19 protein-coding genes are annotated in these 17,634 nt (G+C 54.0%); 12 read left to right on the forward strand and 7 right to left on the reverse strand.

All coding sequences use genetic code 11. The features are described 5' to 3' along the window. Nucleotides 1-36: 36 nt before the first annotated feature. Complete coding sequence (tldD, locus tag AAIE02_RS21970) at nucleotides 37-1,482, forward strand: metalloprotease TldD (protein ID WP_166877719.1); 1,446 nt, start codon at nucleotides 37-39, stop codon at nucleotides 1,480-1,482. 17 nt (nucleotides 1,483-1,499) lie between these two features. On the opposite strand, the gene aaeR is transcribed toward tldD, so the two are convergent. Further along, nucleotides 1,500-2,447 (reverse strand): HTH-type transcriptional activator AaeR, encoded by a 948-nt coding sequence (gene aaeR, locus AAIE02_RS21975; protein ID WP_034807694.1) that lies wholly within the window; start codon nucleotides 2,445-2,447, stop codon nucleotides 1,500-1,502. A 177-nt stretch (nucleotides 2,448-2,624) separates the two neighbouring features. Between aaeR and aaeX the strand changes: the two genes are divergently transcribed. From aaeX to AAIE02_RS22000, 5 genes are all read left to right on the forward strand, one after another. After that, nucleotides 2,625-2,828 (forward strand): p-hydroxybenzoic acid efflux pump operon protein AaeX, encoded by a 204-nt coding sequence (aaeX, locus tag AAIE02_RS21980; protein WP_008454892.1) that lies wholly within the window; start codon nucleotides 2,625-2,627, stop codon nucleotides 2,826-2,828. Nucleotides 2,829-2,835: 7 nt separating this feature from the next. Beyond that, entirely contained in the window at nucleotides 2,836-3,768 is a 933-nt protein-coding gene (gene aaeA / locus AAIE02_RS21985; RefSeq protein ID WP_008454891.1) for a p-hydroxybenzoic acid efflux pump subunit AaeA, read from the forward strand. A gap of 10 nt (nucleotides 3,769-3,778) precedes the next feature. Continuing rightward, on the forward strand, nucleotides 3,779-5,740 hold the full coding sequence (aaeB, locus tag AAIE02_RS21990; protein ID WP_336818808.1) for a p-hydroxybenzoic acid efflux pump subunit AaeB: 1,962 nt from the start codon (nucleotides 3,779-3,781) through the stop codon (nucleotides 5,738-5,740). Nucleotides 5,741-5,838: 98 nt separating this feature from the next. After that, a complete protein-coding gene (locus AAIE02_RS21995) occupies nucleotides 5,839-7,293 on the forward strand; it encodes an NAD-dependent succinate-semialdehyde dehydrogenase (RefSeq protein ID WP_498533251.1) in 1,455 nt (484 codons plus the stop codon). A 35-nt stretch (nucleotides 7,294-7,328) separates the two neighbouring features. Next, on the forward strand, nucleotides 7,329-7,601 hold the full coding sequence (locus AAIE02_RS22000; protein WP_008454888.1) for a barstar family protein: 273 nt from the start codon (nucleotides 7,329-7,331) through the stop codon (nucleotides 7,599-7,601). A 71-nt stretch (nucleotides 7,602-7,672) separates the two neighbouring features. Here the strand turns inward: AAIE02_RS22000 and yhcN (AAIE02_RS22005) are convergent, their stop codons facing one another. The 3 genes from yhcN (AAIE02_RS22005) to argR form a co-directional block, all read right to left on the reverse strand. Further along, nucleotides 7,673-7,939: a peroxide/acid stress response protein YhcN gene (gene yhcN, locus AAIE02_RS22005; RefSeq protein WP_166868822.1), complete on the reverse strand. Its 267-nt coding sequence runs from the start codon at nucleotides 7,937-7,939 to the stop codon at nucleotides 7,673-7,675. Nucleotides 7,940-8,063: 124 nt separating this feature from the next. After that, on the reverse strand, nucleotides 8,064-8,327 hold the full coding sequence (yhcN, locus tag AAIE02_RS22010) for a peroxide/acid stress response protein YhcN (RefSeq protein ID WP_008454886.1): 264 nt from the start codon (nucleotides 8,325-8,327) through the stop codon (nucleotides 8,064-8,066). Nucleotides 8,328-8,696: 369 nt separating this feature from the next. Beyond that, nucleotides 8,697-9,167, reverse strand: coding sequence for a transcriptional regulator ArgR (gene argR / locus AAIE02_RS22015; protein WP_008454885.1), 471 nt, complete (start codon nucleotides 9,165-9,167; stop codon nucleotides 8,697-8,699). A gap of 488 nt (nucleotides 9,168-9,655) precedes the next feature. Here argR and mdh point away from each other — a divergent pair, with 488 nt between their 5' ends. Continuing rightward, nucleotides 9,656-10,591: a malate dehydrogenase gene (mdh, locus tag AAIE02_RS22020; protein WP_008454883.1), complete on the forward strand. Its 936-nt coding sequence runs from the start codon at nucleotides 9,656-9,658 to the stop codon at nucleotides 10,589-10,591. A gap of 56 nt (nucleotides 10,592-10,647) precedes the next feature. Here the strand turns inward: mdh and degS are convergent, their stop codons facing one another. From degS to zapG, 3 genes are all read right to left on the reverse strand, one after another. Further along, the gene (degS, locus tag AAIE02_RS22025) at nucleotides 10,648-11,715 is read right to left on the reverse strand and encodes an outer membrane-stress sensor serine endopeptidase DegS (protein WP_008454882.1); all 1,068 of its coding nucleotides are present in this window, start codon (nucleotides 11,713-11,715) and stop codon (nucleotides 10,648-10,650) included. Nucleotides 11,716-11,803: 88 nt separating this feature from the next. Then, nucleotides 11,804-13,174 (reverse strand): serine endoprotease DegQ, encoded by a 1,371-nt coding sequence (gene degQ, locus AAIE02_RS22030; RefSeq protein ID WP_498533252.1) that lies wholly within the window; start codon nucleotides 13,172-13,174, stop codon nucleotides 11,804-11,806. 174 nt (nucleotides 13,175-13,348) lie between these two features. Continuing rightward, entirely contained in the window at nucleotides 13,349-13,747 is a 399-nt protein-coding gene (gene zapG / locus AAIE02_RS22035) for a Z-ring associated protein ZapG (RefSeq protein WP_008454880.1), read from the reverse strand. A 176-nt stretch (nucleotides 13,748-13,923) separates the two neighbouring features. On the opposite strand from zapG, the gene zapE reads away from it, so the two are divergent. The 5 genes from zapE to sspB all read left to right on the forward strand — a co-directional run bounded on the left by zapE (nucleotide 13,924) and on the right by sspB (nucleotide 17,581). Continuing rightward, nucleotides 13,924-15,048, forward strand: a complete 1,125-nt coding sequence (zapE, locus tag AAIE02_RS22040; RefSeq protein ID WP_498533253.1) for a cell division protein ZapE — start codon at nucleotides 13,924-13,926, stop codon at nucleotides 15,046-15,048. Between the two features lie 227 nt (nucleotides 15,049-15,275). Further along, nucleotides 15,276-15,704 carry a 50S ribosomal protein L13 gene (rplM, locus tag AAIE02_RS22045; protein WP_008454874.1) on the forward strand — a complete coding sequence of 143 codons (429 nt, stop codon included), beginning with the start codon at nucleotides 15,276-15,278 and terminating at the stop codon, nucleotides 15,702-15,704. Nucleotides 15,705-15,719: 15 nt separating this feature from the next. Then, on the forward strand, nucleotides 15,720-16,112 hold the full coding sequence (gene rpsI / locus AAIE02_RS22050; RefSeq protein WP_000829818.1) for a 30S ribosomal protein S9: 393 nt from the start codon (nucleotides 15,720-15,722) through the stop codon (nucleotides 16,110-16,112). A 323-nt stretch (nucleotides 16,113-16,435) separates the two neighbouring features. Next, nucleotides 16,436-17,077 (forward strand): stringent starvation protein SspA, encoded by a 642-nt coding sequence (gene sspA / locus AAIE02_RS22055; RefSeq protein WP_008454872.1) that lies wholly within the window; start codon nucleotides 16,436-16,438, stop codon nucleotides 17,075-17,077. Between the two features lie 3 nt (nucleotides 17,078-17,080). Next, a complete protein-coding gene (sspB, locus tag AAIE02_RS22060; RefSeq protein ID WP_166877734.1) occupies nucleotides 17,081-17,581 on the forward strand; it encodes a ClpXP protease specificity-enhancing factor in 501 nt (166 codons plus the stop codon). Nucleotides 17,582-17,634: the final 53 nt, after the last annotated feature.

Genomic DNA, 17,634 nt, shown 5'->3' on the forward strand with positions numbered 1-17,634 from the left:
GCCAAACGGGCGATAAGCAATAAGAGTAGCGAAACGATGAGTCTTAACCTGGTAAGTGAGCAGTTGCTGTCTGCGAATGGCTTAACCCATCAAGATCTGTTTTCCATTCTCGGGCAGCTGTCCGAGCGCCGTCTCGACTACGGCGATCTCTATTTCCAGTCCAGCTATCATGAATCCTGGGTGCTGGAAGACCGCATTATTAAAGACGGTTCATGGAATATCGATCAGGGCGTTGGCGTTCGTGCGGTTAGCGGTGAGAAAACCGGGTTTGCCTATGCCGATCAAATTACTTTGCAAGCGCTGGAGCAAAGCGCTCATGCGGCTCGCAGCATCGTTCGTGAGCAGGGCGACGGACGCGCCCGTACGCTGGGTAACGTTCCGCATAGTGCGCTTTATACCAGCGCCGATCCGCTGCTAAGCATGACGCGTGAAGAGAAGCTCGACATCCTGAGACGCGTGGACAGCGTTGCGCGCGCCGCGGATGCCCGAGTGCAGGAAGTTAGCGCCAGCCTGACCGGCGTGTATGAATTGATCCTGGTTGCGGCCACGGACGGGACGCTGGCGGCTGATGTTCGCCCTCTGGTGCGCCTGTCGGTTAGCGTTCAGGTTGAGGAAGACGGCAAGCGCGAGCGCGGTGCAAGCGGCGGCGGCGGTCGTTTTGGCTATGAGTATTTCCTGGAAAGCGTGAACGGCGAAGTGCGGGCTGATGCCTGGGCGAAAGAAGCCGTGCGCATGGCGATGGTTAATTTGTCCGCCGTTGCTGCTCCGGCGGGAATGCTTCCCGTGGTACTGGGCGCAGGCTGGCCAGGCGTGCTGCTGCACGAAGCGGTCGGGCACGGTCTGGAAGGCGACTTTAACCGTCGCGGGACTTCGGTCTTCAGCGGCCAGATGGGCCAGCTGGTGGCCTCCGAACTCTGTACCGTGGTGGATGATGGCACGATGGCTAACCGCCGTGGTTCCGTCTCTATTGATGACGAAGGCGTGCCGGGTCAATACAACGTGTTGATCGAAAACGGCATTCTTAAAGGCTATATGCAGGACAAGCTCAATGCCCGCCTGATGGGCGTTGCGCCTACCGGGAACGGTCGCCGTGAGTCCTATGCCCACCTGCCGATGCCGCGCATGACCAACACCTACATGCTGGCCGGGAAATCCACGCCGCAGGAGATTATCGAGTCCGTGGATTACGGCATCTTCGCGCCAAACTTCGGCGGTGGTCAGGTAGACATCACCTCCGGCAAGTTTGTGTTCTCCACCTCGGAAGCCTACCTGATTGAAAAAGGGAAGGTGACCAGGGCAGTGAAAGGTGCCACGCTGATTGGGTCCGGCATCGAAACCATGCAGCAAATTTCGATGGTTGGGAACGATCTGGCGCTGGATAACGGCGTCGGCGTCTGCGGTAAAGAAGGCCAAAGCCTGCCGGTTGGCGTCGGCCAGCCAACCCTGAAGGTTGATAACCTGACCGTGGGCGGCACTGCCTGAGTTAATATGAGGCCGGACTAGCTCCGGCCCGTTTGTTTTGCCTTCCCGTTCCTGCCCTGCACGCCCTGATAAAGCTCCGCTACCTTCACAAAATAGTTCGTCAGATAGTTAATACATACCTGCACCTTCAGCGGCAGTTTGTCTTTTTCGGTATACAGCGCGTACACAGGACGGGGATCGGACTGATAGCGTGGGAACAGGATCTCCAGCTGTCCGCTATTGATCTCGTCGATCACCCACATCAGCGGCGCATAGCCAATACCTGCCCCGGCTTTCAGCCACCGGCTGAGCGTCATCGGATCGTTGGTGACAAAGCGGCCCTGCGGCAACAGGCGGGTCGAGATCCCTTCGGGCGCAATCAGCTCAAATTCGTTATCCGGCCGGATGCTGTATTCCAGCCATGAATGGTTAGCCAAATCAGCCGGTTTTTCCGGCGTACCGTGAATGTGCAGATAGCTTTTGGCGGCACAAACCACCATTGGCATTGACCCCAGCCTGCGGGAAAACAGGCTAGAATCCTGCAAAGCGCCGACGCGAATGACCAAATCAAGACCATCGGCAATCAGGTCAGGTGCCGGTATGCCGGTGACCAGGTTGACGGTCAGGCCGGGATGTTCACGCAGCATTTCGGCGGTCATGTCGGCGAGAACATTCTGTGCCATAGTTGAAGAGCTACCGATGCGCAGCGTGCCGATAGGCGTGTTGTTAAAGGCGTAAAGCTGCTCGTGGACTTCCTGTGCTTCGTGCAGCATTTTGCGGCAGCCTTGATAATAAATTTTGCCGGCTTCGGTCAGGCCAATGCTGCGGGTGCTGCGGTTAAGCAGCTTAACCTGTAGCTCATCTTCCAGCTTGGACACGATCTGGCTGATGGAAGAGACGCTCATTTGTAGCTGCCTTGCGGCAGCGGTGTAGGAGCCAAGTTCAACGACTTTGGCAAACACCGACATACGTTTCAGTCGTTCCATTGTTCACTCTGAGTGAAAAGTGATTTAGATCACACATTATAGATAACAGGGTAACAGTTACGTTAATATATTATTATTAACATAGCTCATACCGCACGCTCGCCCGCCTTTTCTGGCCTCTCCGTCGCGGTTTGTCGTCGAGTTATGTATCGCCTGCATTATCTTATCAAGGTCAAAATGAGTCTATTTCCGGTTATCGTAATATTCGGTCTTTCCTTTCCGCCGATATTCTTCGAATTAATTCTGTCGCTCGCCGCGTTCTGGCTGGCGCGTCGGCTGCTGACCCCAACCGGCATTTATGATTTTGTCTGGCACCCTGCATTATTCAATACAGCGCTCTATTGCTGCCTTTTTTATCTGATTTCGCGTTTGTTCGTTTGAGGTTGATGTGAAAATACTAACAAGAAACATAACCCGTACCGCTATCACGCTTTTGCTGGTGCTGCTGGCCTTCATCGCTATCTTCCGTGCGTGGGTGTTTTACACCGAATCCCCGTGGACACGAGACGCGCGTTTCACCGCTGACGTTGTTGCCATTGCGCCGGACGTGTCCGGGCTTATCACCAGCGTGAACGTTCAGGACAACCAACTGGTGAAAAAAGACCAGGTGCTGTTCACCATCGACCAGCCGCGCTACCAGAAAGCGCTCGAGCAGGCCGAAGCAGACGTGGCTTATTACCAGGCGCTGTCCTCTGAAAAACGTCGTGAAGCCGGACGGCGTAACTCCCTTGGCATTCAGGCCATGTCGCGCGAAGAGATTGATCAGTCCAACAACTCGCTGCAAACCGTTCTTCATCAACTAGATAAAGCCCAGGCGACGCGCGATCTGGCCAAACTAGACCTGCAGCGCACGGTCATTCGTGCCCCAGCGGACGGCTGGGTAACCAACCTTAACGTGCACACCGGGGAATTTATTAACCGCGGCGCGGCGTCCGTCGCGCTGGTGAAACAGAATTCGTTCTACATTCTGGCCTACATGGAAGAAACCAAACTGGAAGGAATTCGTCCGGGCTATCGCGTACAGATCACGCCGCTTGGCAGTAACCGCGTGCTGCGCGGCAGCGTCGACAGCATCTCTGCCGGGGTGACAAACGCCAGCAGTACCAGCGATTCAAAAGGCATGGCAACGGTCGACTCCAACCTTGAGTGGGTGCGCCTTGCTCAGCGTGTGCCGGTCAGAATCCGCCTTGATGAACAGATGGGGAATCTGTATCCCGCCGGGACAACGGCCACCGTCGTTGTGACGGGAGAAAAAGACCGCAAAGCGGAGAATGACTCAGCCTTTATTAAGCTGATGCATCGTCTGCGCGAGTTCGGTTAAGCAGGCCGCTATGTATAACATTTCCAGGCTGCACGTCCGCTTTGCGATAAAGCTCGCTTTCGCCATTGTTCTGGCGGTGTTTGTCGGTTTTCACTTTGAGCTGGAAACGCCGCGCTGGGCGGTGCTGACCGCCGCGATTGTGGCCGCCGGGCCAGCCTTTGCCGCTGGAGGAGAGCCTTATTCCGGGGCCATACGCTACCGCGGGATGCTGCGTATTATCGGGACATTTATTGGCTGTGCGGCCGCGCTGGTCATCATTATCACGCTGATCCGTGCCCCGGTTGTCATGCTGCTGGTGTGCTGTATCTGGGCCGGATTCTGTACCTGGATCTCCTCGCTTGTTCGCGTCGAAAACTCCTACGCCTGGGGCCTCGCGGGCTACACTGCGCTGATTATTGTGGTCACTATTCAGGTTGCTCCGCTGACTACGCCGCAGTTTGCCGTTGAACGCTGTAGCGAAATCGTTATCGGGATTGTGTGTGCCATCGTCGCCGACCTGCTGTTTTCTCCGCGTTCCATCAAGCAGGAGATTGACCGGGAACTGGATAACCTGCTGGTGGACCAATACCGCCTGATGCAGCTTTGTATTGCCCACGGCGACAAAGAAGAGGTGGATAAAGCCTGGAGCGGGCTGGTGCGTAAAGTCACCGCGCTGAACGGCATGCGTGCCAACCTGAATATGGAATCCGCCCGCTGGGCGAAGGCCAACCGACGCCTGAAAGCGATCAACACCCTTTCGCTGACGCTGATCACCCAGGCCTGTGAAACTTTCCTGATTCAAAACACCCGGCCCGAATACGTCACGCCAGAATTCCGCCAGCTTTTTGCCGTCGAAGTGGAAACCGCCGACGACGTTTATAAGCGGATGAAAGTGCTGCGCCGAGCGATATCTGCGATGGGCGAAAAGGCCACACCGATAACCATCGGATCCTGGGTTTCCGCCTCGACCCGCTATCTGTTGCTGAAGCGCGGGTTTATCAGTAATAGCCGCGTGAGCGCGATTGAAGAAGAAGTGCTGAACGGTGAAGCGGTGGTGAAGGTGGAATCCGCCGAGGGCCACCACGCGATGATTAACTTCTGGCGCACGACGATTTCCTGCGTGCTTGGAAGCCTGTTCTGGCTCTGGACCGGCTGGACATCCGGCAGCGGCGCGATGGTGATGATTGCGGTGGTGACGGCGCTAGCAATGCGCCTGCCTAACCCGCGCATGGTTTCGCTCGACTTCCTGTATGGCATGCTGGTGGCGCTGCCGCTCGGCGCGTTCTACTTCCTTGTGGTGCTGCCGTCCACGCAGCAGAGTATGCTGCTGCTGTGTATCAGCCTTGCCCTGCTGGGCTTCTTTATGGGCATTGAGGTGCAGAAGCGGCGGCTGGGCTCTATGGGGGCGCTGGCCGGGACGATAAATATTATCGTGCTGGATAACCCGATGACTTTCCATTTCAGCAGCTTCCTCGACAGCGCACTGGGGCAGATCGTCGGTTGTTTCCTGGCCATGATGGTGATCCTGCTGATCCGAGATAATTCGAAAGAGCGCACGGGCCGCACGCTACTGAACCAGTTTGTCTCCGCTGCGGTATCGGCGCTGACGACCAATAATGCCCGGCGGAAAGAGAACCACCTTCCGGCGCTGTATCAGCAGCTGTTTTTACTGTTGAACATGTTCCCTGGCGACATAGATCGTTATCGCCTTGCGCTGACGCTAATCATCGCGCATCAACGCCTGCGCGATGCGCCTATCCCGGTCAATGACGATCTCTCTGCCTTCCACCGGCAGTTGCGTAAAACGGCGGATAAGGTGATTTCTGCCAGCAGTGATGATAAGCGAGAGCGCTATTACGAAAGCCTTTTAGGCGAGCTGGAAATCTATCAAGAGAAACTTCGCCTGTGGGAAGCGCCGCGGCAGGTCACCGAGCCGGTGAAGCGGCTGGCAGACATTTTACATCGCTACCGGCACACGCTGATTAACGCCTGAGCCCAACCTTAGCCTGAAGAGCCGACGCCTGCGTCGGCTTTTTTCTATCTATACTTAACTGCGGTCCATGGGATGAACACTTATGAACAGGAGCTATTATGACGAATCAGACACTCCCGCAAAGTGAGCTCTTTAAAACCGGCTATCTGGTCGCAGGCAAGTGGCATTCGCTCGAAGACACTTTTGATGTGCTGAATCCTGCTACGGGAGAAATAGTGGCCAGAGTGGCAAGGGCCGGCAAACTAGAAACCGAAGCCGCGATTGAGGCCGCCAGCAAAGCTTTCCCCGCCTGGCGGGCGAAAACCGCCAAACAGCGATCTGAAATTCTCTACCGTTGGTTTGAACTGATGCTGGCGAACAAAAGCTGGCTCGCCCGGTTAATGACCCTTGAGCAGGGGAAGCCGCTCAAAGAGGCTGAGGGTGAAGTGGATTACGCCGCCAGCTTCATTCAGTGGTTTGCTGAACAGGGCAAACGCGCCAACGGCGAGATTATTCCTCCGGTTAAGCCCGGTTCTCGCATTCTGGCCACGCGTGAACCCGTCGGCGTAGTCGCGGCAATCACGCCGTGGAATTTCCCCATGGCGATGCTGACCCGCAAGCTCGGGCCTGCTCTGGCCGCTGGCTGTACCGGAGTGATAAAGCCCGCGAATAACACGCCTCTTTCCGCTTTTGCTTTGCTGGAACTGGCGAAGCAGGCCGGCTTGCCGGACGGCGTATTGAATGCCGTGGCCGGGAAAACCCAGGAAATTAGCGATGCCATTATGGCCAGCCATCAGGTGCGCAAAATCTCCTTCACGGGTTCAACGGCGGTGGGCAAAACGCTGATGCGTAATGCCGCAGAAACGATGAAAAAAGTGTCGATGGAGCTGGGGGGCAATGCGCCTTATATCGTGTTTGATGACGCGGATATTGATGCGGCGGTAAAAGGTGCCATTGCTAACAAATTCCGTAATGCTGGCCAGGTTTGCGTCAGCGTTAACCGTTTCTTCATCCAGCAAAATGTGTACGACAGTTTTGTGAATAAGCTTGCTGCAGAGGTTGGGAAGCTGAAAGTAGGCAACGGCCTGGAAGAGGGCGTGATTGTCGGGCCGCTGATTGAGCAATCTGCGGTGGAAAAAGTACGAGAGCATGTTGATGACGCGCTGGCGAAAGGTGGGAAAGCGCTTGTCGGCGGCAAGCCCCATGCGCTGGGCGGCAATTTCTGGCAGCCCACCGTTATCATCAACGCTAACGATGATATGAAACTGGCCAGGGAAGAGACGTTTGGCCCCCTTGCGGCCTGCTTCCGCTTTGAAACGGAAGAAGAGGTCATCGAAAGAGCCAACAATACGCCATTTGGGCTGGCGGCCTATTTCTATACCCAGAATTTACAGCGCGTTTTCCGCGTCTCTCAGGCTCTGGAAAGTGGCATGGTTGGGATCAATGAATGTGCTGTTTCTACGGAACTGGGGCCCTTCGGCGGCGTGAAAGAGTCGGGGTTAGGGCGTGAAGGCTCCGTACTGGGGCTGGACGAGTTCCTTGAAGTGAAAACGCTACATATCGGCGGGCTTTAGCTCAGCGCTTGCTTAGAAGAGTCGGGGCGGCAGCGATGAAAAAATTTACTTTTGATTTTAACCACATCGAGGACAACCTGGCTTTCTATCGCCAGTTTGCGGAGCAACTCGCGCTACGCAAAGAGCAGGTTCACGACCTGGATAGCCTGTGGGACGTGGTCACGGCGTCAATGTTACCGCTGCCCGTGGAGATCGAATTTGCGCATTTGCCGGAGAGCAAGCGGCGCAGGTTCGGGGCGCTCATTCTGCTTTTTGACGAGGCAGAAGAAGAACTGGAAGGCCAGCTCCGCTTTAACATTCACGGCTAGCGTTTGATCAGCGGCCATAAAAAAGCCCCCGGCGAGCGGGGGCAAAGTCGTAGGACAAGTACGACGAGGGTTTATTTGTACAGCTCTGCGGTTGCGTGCCAGTTATCGCCGCTACGGGCTTCAATCACGCGGTAAGCAGAGGCACCTTGTTCTGTGGCTTTCTGGGACAATTCCTGACGCATATCCATTGGTGCGCTGCCGACCTGGCTTACAGAAATGGAACCCATGGATTGCAGGCCTTGAGCTTGTTCGCTGTTGATCTGGTGTGCGGCAGCGTTAGCGCCTAAAGAGATAACGGACAGCAGGCTCAGTGCGGCGATAGTTAATTTGGTTTTCATAGTCTTTACTCCTGAAGGTTTAACGTGGCGGCCGGAAGGGCTTAATCGCGATTTTTCTACTTGGGGCCGCCGAGGCCTAACGTTTCTACTCAACTCTATTCAACTGGCTTAGGGCTAAGAACGCTTATTTGTACAGTTCTGCCGTTGCGTGCCAGTGTCCACCGGTGCGTGCTTCGATCACGCGATAAGCGGAAGCGCCGTTTTGCTCTGCTTTCTGGTTCAGCATCTCGTGCATATCCATCGGAGAACTGCCGATGTCATCAACGGAAACGGTACCCAGTGACTGGCGATTCTGCGCTTGCTGAGCGTCGATAGAGTCAGCGGCGAAAACGCCGAATGACAGAGCGGAGAGCAGGCTGGCGGTAACTAAAGTGGCTTTCATGTTCATGGTTTTTTCCTCGTCGTATTCTTTTGGTTGGGTCATCGTTCTGTGACCCTCATCACGAAATCAAGTATACACTAGTTACGGGAAAAATTAATACCCTGCTAATTGTTGCCTATGCAACTTTAAATTAACGAAATGATTTTTTATTCCTGATAGTTATTAAAAAGACGTTTTTATCACGGCTTTTTTGTTAAATATAAGTAAAATCATAGATATGGGTGAATTTGACTATTTGTGCGGTAACATGCAGAACAATGCCCTGTGGAATGGTATTGAAGCAATTCCATACGCTGGATTGAGGTTTATTTACGGAAGATTACCGACTGAGAGGCCCGCCGCGTCATGACGGCGGGCTGAGAAGAGGGGGAGTGATTACAGCTCTTGTTCGAACAGCACCAGGATGGCTTCGTACAGCTCTTTCACCGTGAAGTTATTGGCTGGCGTGGTGAAAATAGTGTCGTCCCCGGCAATGGTGCCCAGAATACCCTCCGCTTTTCCCAGTGAGTCCAGCAGGCGAGCAATGAGCTGTGCGGCGCCAGGGCTGGTATGGATCACTACGACGGCGTCGTTATAGTCGATATCCAGAACCAGGTTTTTTAGCGGGCTGGAGGTCGTCGGGACGCCCAGCTCGGCAGGCAGGCAGTAGACCATTTCCATTTTTGCATTACGCGTTCTTACCGCGCCGAATTTAGTCAGCATGCGGGACACTTTGGATTGGTTGATGTTTTCGAAGCCGTCGTTTTGTAACGCCTGAACTATCTCGCCCTGTGAGCTGAATTTCTCTTCTTTAAGTAATGCTTTGAAAGCCTTTACTAATTCTTCTTGTTTTGAGGAGTTACGCATAAATAACCTATCCTGGGTAAAAGAGATAACATTATTATGCATTTAAATGAATTTTTATGCAAATTGTTCATCTTCCTTCAGGTGCCTGATTTTACGGCGGCCTGAATAGCGTGGGAGAATCATCCGGCGGAGATCAGCCTGAAATAATGTTATGAAAGCGGGCGATTTTATCAAATTTCGTTATCGGCGAACATGCCTGTGTCACGACTCGCAAATAAGCTTCAAAGTAAATTAAATGTTATCAAAATGATGTTGTTTTGGTGTGCGCGGAGGGGTAATGTAACCGCCGTTGATGTAACCACATCAGGTCGTGACCGGGCGCTATGGCGTCGTTCCTCCCGGCGAGTAAATGCAGCAGCAACGCGGTCGGTGATTGCTTTATATCGCAATCTGGCGGCGGGAAGATTGTAATTACCTCCTCTCTGGATTATGGTCGCCACCGCATGGAGTTACGGCACGATTTTGCTAACCATAATAAGGAGTTTAGGATGAAAGTTGCAGTCCTCGGCGCAGCTGGCGGTATCGGCCAGGCGCTTGCCCTTCTACTTAAGACCCAACTGCCTTCAGGCTCAGAACTCTCTCTGTATGACATTGCGCCAGTAACCCCAGGGGTTGCGGTGGATCTGAGTCATATCCCGACTGACGTGAAAATCAAAGGTTTCTCCGGCGAAGATGCTACCCCTGCGCTGGTGGGTGCAGATGTGGTGCTGATCTCCGCAGGTGTTGCACGTAAACCAGGTATGGATCGTTCCGACCTGTTCAACGTGAACGCGGGTATTGTGAAAAACCTGATCGAGCAAGTGGCGAAAACCGCCCCTAAAGCTTGCATCGGTATTATTACCAACCCGGTAAACACCACCGTGGCGATTGCCGCAGAAGTGCTGAAAAAAGCGGGCGTTTACGATAAGAACAAACTGTTCGGCGTCACTACGCTGGATATCATCCGCTCCAACACCTTTGTTGCTGAGCTGAAAGGCAAGCAGCCAACGGATATCGAAGTCCCGGTGATTGGCGGCCACTCTGGCGTAACCATTCTGCCGCTGCTGTCCCAGATCCCTGGCGTGAGCTTCACCGAGCAGGAAGTCGCTGACCTGACCAAACGTATCCAGAACGCGGGTACTGAAGTGGTTGAAGCGAAAGCCGGTGGCGGGTCCGCAACGCTGTCTATGGGCCAGGCTGCGGCTCGTTTCGGTCTGTCTCTGGTTCGCGCTTTGAAAGGCGAAAGCAACGTTGTGGAATGCGCTTACGTTGAAGGCGACGGCGAGCACGCACGTTTCTTCTCCCAGCCGCTGCTGCTGGGTAAAAATGGTATCGTTGAGCGTAAAGCTATCGGCACCCTCAGCGCATTTGAGAAAAACGCGATGGAAGGCATGCTGGATACCCTGAAGAAAGATATCCAACTGGGCGAAGAATTCGTTAAGTAATCGACCCTGGATAAAAAAAACCGGAACTCAGGTTCCGGTTTTTTTATGTCTGCCGTTTAGCTTCCGGCGGGATATTCCTGCACGGTGACCTGCAGCGTGAGTTTCTTGTCTTCACGCATGACTTCGACCGGAATCACCGAGCCTGGGCGAATTTCCGCCACCTGGTCCATGGTTTCCAGCGCCGAGATAGCCGGTTTGTGGTTAACCGAGATAATCACGTCGTTAACCTGAATACCAGCCTGAGCTGCCGGGCCGTCCGGGGATACAGCATTAACGATAATCCCTTGTAGCTGATCGATGCCGGTGGAAGGGCCATGCAGCGGGGTGATTTCTCTGCCGCCAATGCCGATGTAGCCTCGAATAACCCGGCCATCGCGGATGAGCTTATCCATTATTTTGGTCGCCAGTTGGGTCGGTATCGCAAAACCAATCCCTTCCGGCGTTTCGCCGTCATTGCTCTTGTCAAACGACAGGGTGTTGATGCCCATCAGTTCCCCGAGCGAATTCACCAGCGCCCCGCCGGAGTTACCGCGGTTAATTGAGGCGTCAGTTTGCAGGAACGACTGTCGGCCCGAAGGGCTCAGGCCGATGCGGCCGGTCGCGCTGATAATGCCCTGCGTGACCGTCTGCCCCAGGTTGTAAGGATTACCGATGGCCATGACCACATCGCCAATATGGGGCTGGCGCTTGCCGTTAATAGGAATGATCGGCAGGTTGGTGGCGTTGATTTTCAGCACAGCCAGGTCGGTCAGGCTATCGGACCCAATAAGCAGGGCTTCAAACACTCGCCCGTCCTGGAGCGCAACGATGATCTGCTCGGCATCGTTGATCACGTGTTTATTGGTAATGATGTAGCCGCGTCCGTCCATGATAACGCCGGAGCCTAGCGTCTTGATTTGAAGCTGGTTTTGGCCGTTATTGCCGACGCTGCGATTGTACACGTTCACTACCGCCGGGGCAGCGCGGCGCACGGCCGGATTAAAGCTCATCGGCGTTTCGTCGGTGCTGTCATATTGTGCAGGCGCAAGTGGGCCAACGGCTTTGCGTAACGACGGCATCGCGAGCAGCAGCAGCCCCGCAACAATCAGCCCAATGATCACCGAACGTAAGATCTTTAGAAACATGAGTTTGAGTTAATAAGTGAGAGATCGACCGCAGAATAGCATGAGTTGGACGGACATCGTACAGACGATGTCCGTTTCTCTGCTTCCGTTAACGCAATAGCAAATAGAGGCTCTGTTCGCCGCGAACAACATGCAGCGCAATGACCGCAGGCTTGGTTTCCAGCACTTTGCGCATTTCGGCGATAGTATGAATTCGCTCACGGTTAATGCCGACGATGATATCGTCTTTGTGCAGACCAACCTGAGCCGCAGGCGTGCCTTTATCCACGTTATCCAGACGAATGCCCTTGCCGCCGTCCTTCAGTTGCCCATCGCTTAGCGTGGCACCCTGCAGCGCCGGCAGGATCATTTCTGCGCTTGCGGAAGAGGCGGTGCTCTTGTCCAGCGTCACGCTCACTTCCAGTGGTTTGCCGTCGCGCAGCAAGCCCAGTTTCACCACGGTGCCGGGCTCGGTTGTGGCAATTTTCGCTCGTAATTCGGCGAAACTGCTCAGCGGGTTACCGTTCAGGCTGGTGATGATATCCCCGGCTTTAACGCCCGCTTTTGCCGACCCTGACTGAGGCAGAACTTCACTGACAAAGGCACCGCGCTGGGTGGAAAGGTTAAACGCTTTGGCGATGTCGGCGTTCATCTCCATGCCTTTGATTCCCAGCAGGCCACGTTTGATTTCACCAAATTCCATCAGCTGTTTGGCGAGGGTTTGGGCCATATTGCTCGGGATAGCAAAACCAATCCCTACGCTGCCGCCTGCGGGAGCAAGAATCGCAGTGTTGATGCCAATCAGTTCGCCGTTCAGGTTGAGCAGCGCGCCGCCGGAGTTACCCCGGTTGATTGAAGCATCTGTTTGAATAAAGTTTTCCAGACCTTCAAGGTTCAGGCCGCTGCGGCCCAGTGCGGAAACGATGCCGGAAGTCGCTGTTTGACCGAGGCCAAATGGGTTACCCACCGCAACCGCAAAATCACCCACTTTGAGCTTGTCAGAGTCGGCCACTTTGATTTCGGTAAGCCCGGTCGCGTTTTGCAACTGAAGTAGCGCGATGTCGCTCTGATCGTCCCCGCCAATCAGTTTGGCATCAAATTCACGCCCGTCATTCAGCTGCACGCTGATTTTCTGTGCCTGATTAATCACATGATTGTTGGTCAGGACATAGCCTTTTGTGGCGTTGATGATGACGCCGGAACCCAAGCCTTCAAACTGCTGAGGTGTGTCGGAGGGGGCTTCATCGCCGTAGAATTTTTTGAACTCTTCCGGCACTTTCTGGCTGGACGCTGAGGCGGTGCCTTCAACCTGTACGCTGACGACCGCCGGTAAGACTTTTTCCAGCATCGGCGCAAGGCTTGGCAAAGCCGGCTGGCCTGGAACCTGGGAAGGCAGTGACGCGCTTGCCAGAGGGGATACGCCGAGCGTCAGAGCGACGCTTAACGCTAATGCATTCAACAGCCGTGTTTGTTTCTTCATTGGATGCTGGCTCTCGTCACCTGGAAAAAGGAATGCCCACTCACGCAATTGATGTTATTGAAAGATCAATCGACTCACAATGGCGTAATAAGAAAGCACAAGATAATTAAATGATAGCTGGGTCAGGAAAGGATGGGGCACCTGAACTGTGCCCCGGAAAAGCTAAAACAGGGATTAATCGCGTTTTGCACCGGCGCGAAGCAGGCCGGAAGCACCGTCTGAATAATCGCGCGGCATCTGAACCGGCGCCTGATCGTTCCCGGCTTCAGACTCGGCAAGACGGTTACGGAACGGATTGGCTTCCGCTGTCATCTCCGGCAGCAGGCTGCTGGAGCTTTTTGCCATGTGCTGATACAGCTGGCGATAATCGTGCGCCATGTTATCCAGCAGCTCGGCGCTGCGGGCAAAATGGCTGACTAACTCTTCGCGGTACTCTTCAAGCTCCGCTTTGTTTTTTTCCAGCTCATACTGCAGAGCTTGCTGTTGGCGCAGCTTACGATTGCCGAAACGCATGGCTACGGCGCCGATAATAAGGCCCACTACTAACCCAATAAGCGCATATTCCCAAGTCATGAACTTCTCCCGTTATCTTGTGATTCCGTAGGGTAATGTAGCCACTATAACCGTTAACCTAAGAGAAGTGGAATCCTGACGCTGCATCGCTTAGGGTAGAACGGCCTTTTTTTGGACAACCGGTTCGAAAAAGGCAGTGAACGGCTATCCGATTATAAAGGGAAGATAATAATACCATGCAAAATCTCTCTCCTGCATCGCGCTACCAGCAGGCCCTGGCAGAAGGCAGTTTTCAACCTGATGATGTGCAGCGCGAAGCGATTATGCGCCTGGACGCTATCTGGCAAGCATTGTCCGTTGCACCTACGCCCGCGCCTGCCGGTGGGTTGCTGACTAAGTTCGGCAAGCTGTTCGGTAAAAAAGAGGTTCAGGCCGGGCAGGAGCCCGCCCGGGGTTTGTATATGTGGGGAGGCGTGGGGCGAGGTAAAACCTGGCTGATGGATATGTTTTTTCAGAGTTTGCCGGGAGAGCGCAAACTCAGGCTCCACTTTCACCGCTTTATGCTTCGGGTTCACGAAGAGCTGGCGCAGCAGCAGGGCCACACGGATCCGCTGGAAATTATTGCTGACGGCTTTAAGACCGAAACGGATGTGCTGTGCTTCGACGAATTTTTTGTCTCTGATATCACCGATGCCATGCTGCTGGGTACATTAATGAAAGCGCTTTTTGCGCGAGGCATCACGCTGGTGGCCACGTCGAACATCCCGCCGGATGATTTGTACCGCAATGGGCTGCAGCGCGCGCGGTTCTTACCCGCCATCGAAGCAATCAAACGCTATTGCGACGTGATGAACGTGGATGCCGGGATTGATTACCGCCTGAGAACGCTGACTCAGGCGCACCTTTGGCTGTCACCGCTGAATGCAGACTCCGCGCTGCAAATGGAAAAGCTTTATGTCGCTCTGGCCGGGGCAAAGCGCGAAGGGGCGCCGGTACTGGAAATCAACCATCGGCCAATGGTGACGATGGGGGCCGCAAACCAGACGCTGGCTATCGATTTCAACACGCTATGCGTGGACGCGCGCAGCCAACATGATTACATCGCGCTTTCGCGCCAGTTCCACACCGTTCTGCTGTTTAATGTAACGGTGATGACAACGTTGATGGAGAGTGAGGCACGCCGTTTTATCGCTATGGTGGACGAATTCTATGAGCGCCACGTCAAGCTGGTGGTGTCTGCTGAGACCGAGCTATTCAATATTTATCAAGGGGAAAGGCTTAAGTTTGAGTTCCAGCGTTGTCTTTCCAGGCTGCAGGAAATGCAAAGTGAAGAGTATTTACGCCGGCCTCATCTGCCGTGACGATGAATATGTGATATCAACGACAAATTGTGGTCGATCTTTGAGGTCGACTTCTCTATAATCTTGCGACCCCACGTTACAACCAAAGTTTTTTTCCCAAAACTTTTGTCGTGCCGGCATAGGCTATTCGAAGGGGTAGGTTTGCTGGACAATGTCGCGTGAACCTCGACTGATTTTAAACGTTTGGGTGTTCACCAACGTGTAACTATATATTGGGTAAGCTTTTAATGAAAACTTTTACAGCTAAACCAGAAACTGTACAGCGCGACTGGTATGTCGTTGATGCTGAAGGTAAGACCTTAGGTCGTCTGGCTACTGAACTGGCTCGCCGTCTGCGCGGTAAGCACAAAGCGGAATACACTCCGCACGTTGATACTGGTGATTACATCATCGTTCTGAACGCTGACAAAGTTGCTGTAACCGGCAACAAGCGTACTGACAAAGTGTACTACCACCACACCGGCCACATCGGTGGTATCAAACAAGCGACCTTTGAAGAGATGATTGCCCGCCGTCCTGAGCGTGTGATTGAAATCGCGGTTAAAGGCATGCTGCCAAAGGGCCCGCTGGGTCGTGCAATGTTCCGTAAACTGAAAGTTTACGCGGGCACCGAGCACAACCACGCGGCACAGCAACCGCAAGTTCTGGACATTTAATCGGGATTATAGGCAATGGCTGAAAATCAATACTACGGCACTGGTCGCCGCAAAAGTTCCGCAGCTCGCGTGTTTATCAAACCGGGCAACGGCAAAATCGTTATCAACCAACGTTCTCTGGAACAGTACTTCGGTCGTGAAACTGCCCGCATGGTAGTTCGTCAGCCGCTGGAACTGGTCGACATGGTTGAGAAACTGGATCTGTACATCACCGTTAAAGGTGGTGGTATCTCTGGTCAGGCTGGTGCGATCCGTCACGGTATCACCCGCGCTCTGATGGAGTACGATGAGTCCCTGCGTTCCGAGCTGCGTAAAGCTGGCTTCGTTACCCGTGATGCTCGTCAGGTTGAACGTAAGAAAGTCGGTCTGCGTAAAGCACGTCGTCGTCCTCAGTTCTCCAAACGTTAATTGTTCTCTGCCTGTTCAGGCAGCAAGACAGTTGGCAAAAAGCCCGGTCCTGGTACCGGGTTTTTTTATGCCTGTAATTTATATTATTGCTTCTAACATTTTGAAATTATTTGCCTTTCAGGCAAATTCGATATACGACCACCACAAAACCAGTAAAATCTGGTAAACTATCATCCAATTTTCTGCCCAAATGTCGGCATCCAGTTGTTTTCGCCCTGATAAGGCGTCAGCGATGTTTCGGCGAAGCATTGGGTAATAACGGTCAGGTTAGTCGCCGCTTGCGGCTATTAGCAGTAATTTTCTGGATAAACTTGGAGGTTTTCATGGCTGTCGCTGCCAACAAACGTTCGGTGATGACGCTGTTTTCCGGTCCTACTGACATCTACAGCCACCAGGTCCGTATCGTCCTGGCTGAGAAAGGTGTTAGCGTTGAAATTGAGCATGTGGAAACGGATAACCTGCCTCAGGATCTGATTGACCTCAACCCCAATCACAGCGTACCGACCCTGGTTGACCGCGAGCTGACGCTGTGGGAATCCCGCATCATCATGGAATACCTTGATGAGCGTTTCCCGCACCCACCTTTGATGCCGGTTTATCCGGTTGCGCGTGGTGAAAGCCGTCTGTACATGCACCGCATTGAGAAAGACTGGTATTCGTTGATGAACGTGGTGATGAACGGCTCAGCGCAGGAAGCGGAAGCCGCTCGTAAGCAGCTGCGTGAAGAGCTGTTGAGTATCGCCCCGGTCTTTACCCAGAAGCCTTTCTTCCTGAGCGACGAGTTCAGCCTGGTCGACTGCTATCTGGCTCCGCTGCTGTGGCGCTTGCCGCAGATGGGCATTGAGCTGACAGGTGCGGGCTCCAAAGAGATGAAAGGGTACATGACCCGCGTCTTCGAGCGTGACTCCTTCCTGGCCTCTTTGACCGAACCTGAGCGCGAAATGCGTCTGCAGACCCGAGGCTAATTGATGGATATGTCGCAGCTGTCGCCGCGCCGTCCTTATCTGCTGCGGGCCTTTTATGAGTGGCTGCTGGATAACCAGCTCACGCCGCATCTGGTGGTAGATATCACACTACCGGGCGTACAGGTTCCGATGGAGTATGCGCGTGACGGGCAAATTGTGCTGAACATCGCCCCGCGAGCCGTAGGGAATCTGGAGCTGGCCAATGACGAAGTGCGCTTTAACGCGCGTTTCGGCGGCGTACCTCGCCAGGTTAACGTACCTATGGCTGCCGTGCTGGCTATCTATGCACGTGAAAATGGCGCGGGCACCATGTTTGAGCCGGAAGCGGGCTATGATGAAGACGCTGAAAGCCACAACGATGACCAGCCCGTTATCGGTGAGACTGAAACAGTTATGCAGGTTATTGACGGCGATCGCCCGGATCACGGCGATGATGACAATAACCCGGATGACGATCCGCCGCCGCCTCGCGGTGGTCGTCCGGCGCTCCGGGTCGTGAAGTAAAAGCTGAAAACAGACCCAATGGGTCTGTTTTTTTTCAGCCTTTCACTCCTGTC

It is taken from the genome of Cedecea sp. Ae19-4 (assembly GCF_059801165.1).

Bases quoted from the DNA above. Each gene is read 5' to 3' on its own strand.
- yhcN (WP_008454886.1), bottom strand. From the start codon at position 8,327: ATGAACATGAAAGCCACTTTAGTTACCGCCAGCCTGCTCTCCGCTCTG.
- aaeX (WP_008454892.1), top strand. From the start codon at position 2,625: ATGAGTCTATTTCCGGTTATCGTAATATTCGGTCTTTCCTTTCCGCCG.
- AAIE02_RS21995 (WP_498533251.1), top strand. From the start codon at position 5,839: ATGACGAATCAGACACTCCCGCAAAGTGAGCTCTTTAAAACCGGCTAT.
- argR (WP_008454885.1), bottom strand. From the start codon at position 9,167: ATGCGTAACTCCTCAAAACAAGAAGAATTAGTAAAGGCTTTCAAAGCA.
- zapG (WP_008454880.1), bottom strand. From the start codon at position 13,747: ATGACTTGGGAATATGCGCTTATTGGGTTAGTAGTGGGCCTTATTATC.
- degS (WP_008454882.1), bottom strand. From the start codon at position 11,715: ATGTTTCTAAAGATCTTACGTTCGGTGATCATTGGGCTGATTGTTGCG.
- aaeR (WP_034807694.1), bottom strand. From the start codon at position 2,447: ATGGAACGACTGAAACGTATGTCGGTGTTTGCCAAAGTCGTTGAACTT.
- sspB (WP_166877734.1), top strand. From the start codon at position 17,081: ATGGATATGTCGCAGCTGTCGCCGCGCCGTCCTTATCTGCTGCGGGCC.
- tldD (WP_166877719.1), top strand. From the start codon at position 37: ATGAGTCTTAACCTGGTAAGTGAGCAGTTGCTGTCTGCGAATGGCTTA.
- AAIE02_RS22000 (WP_008454888.1), top strand. From the start codon at position 7,329: ATGAAAAAATTTACTTTTGATTTTAACCACATCGAGGACAACCTGGCT.
- mdh (WP_008454883.1), top strand. From the start codon at position 9,656: ATGAAAGTTGCAGTCCTCGGCGCAGCTGGCGGTATCGGCCAGGCGCTT.
- aaeB (WP_336818808.1), top strand. From the start codon at position 3,779: ATGTATAACATTTCCAGGCTGCACGTCCGCTTTGCGATAAAGCTCGCT.
- sspA (WP_008454872.1), top strand. From the start codon at position 16,436: ATGGCTGTCGCTGCCAACAAACGTTCGGTGATGACGCTGTTTTCCGGT.
- zapE (WP_498533253.1), top strand. From the start codon at position 13,924: ATGCAAAATCTCTCTCCTGCATCGCGCTACCAGCAGGCCCTGGCAGAA.
- rplM (WP_008454874.1), top strand. From the start codon at position 15,276: ATGAAAACTTTTACAGCTAAACCAGAAACTGTACAGCGCGACTGGTAT.
- rpsI (WP_000829818.1), top strand. From the start codon at position 15,720: ATGGCTGAAAATCAATACTACGGCACTGGTCGCCGCAAAAGTTCCGCA.
- yhcN (WP_166868822.1), bottom strand. From the start codon at position 7,939: ATGAAAACCAAATTAACTATCGCCGCACTGAGCCTGCTGTCCGTTATC.
- degQ (WP_498533252.1), bottom strand. From the start codon at position 13,174: ATGAAGAAACAAACACGGCTGTTGAATGCATTAGCGTTAAGCGTCGCT.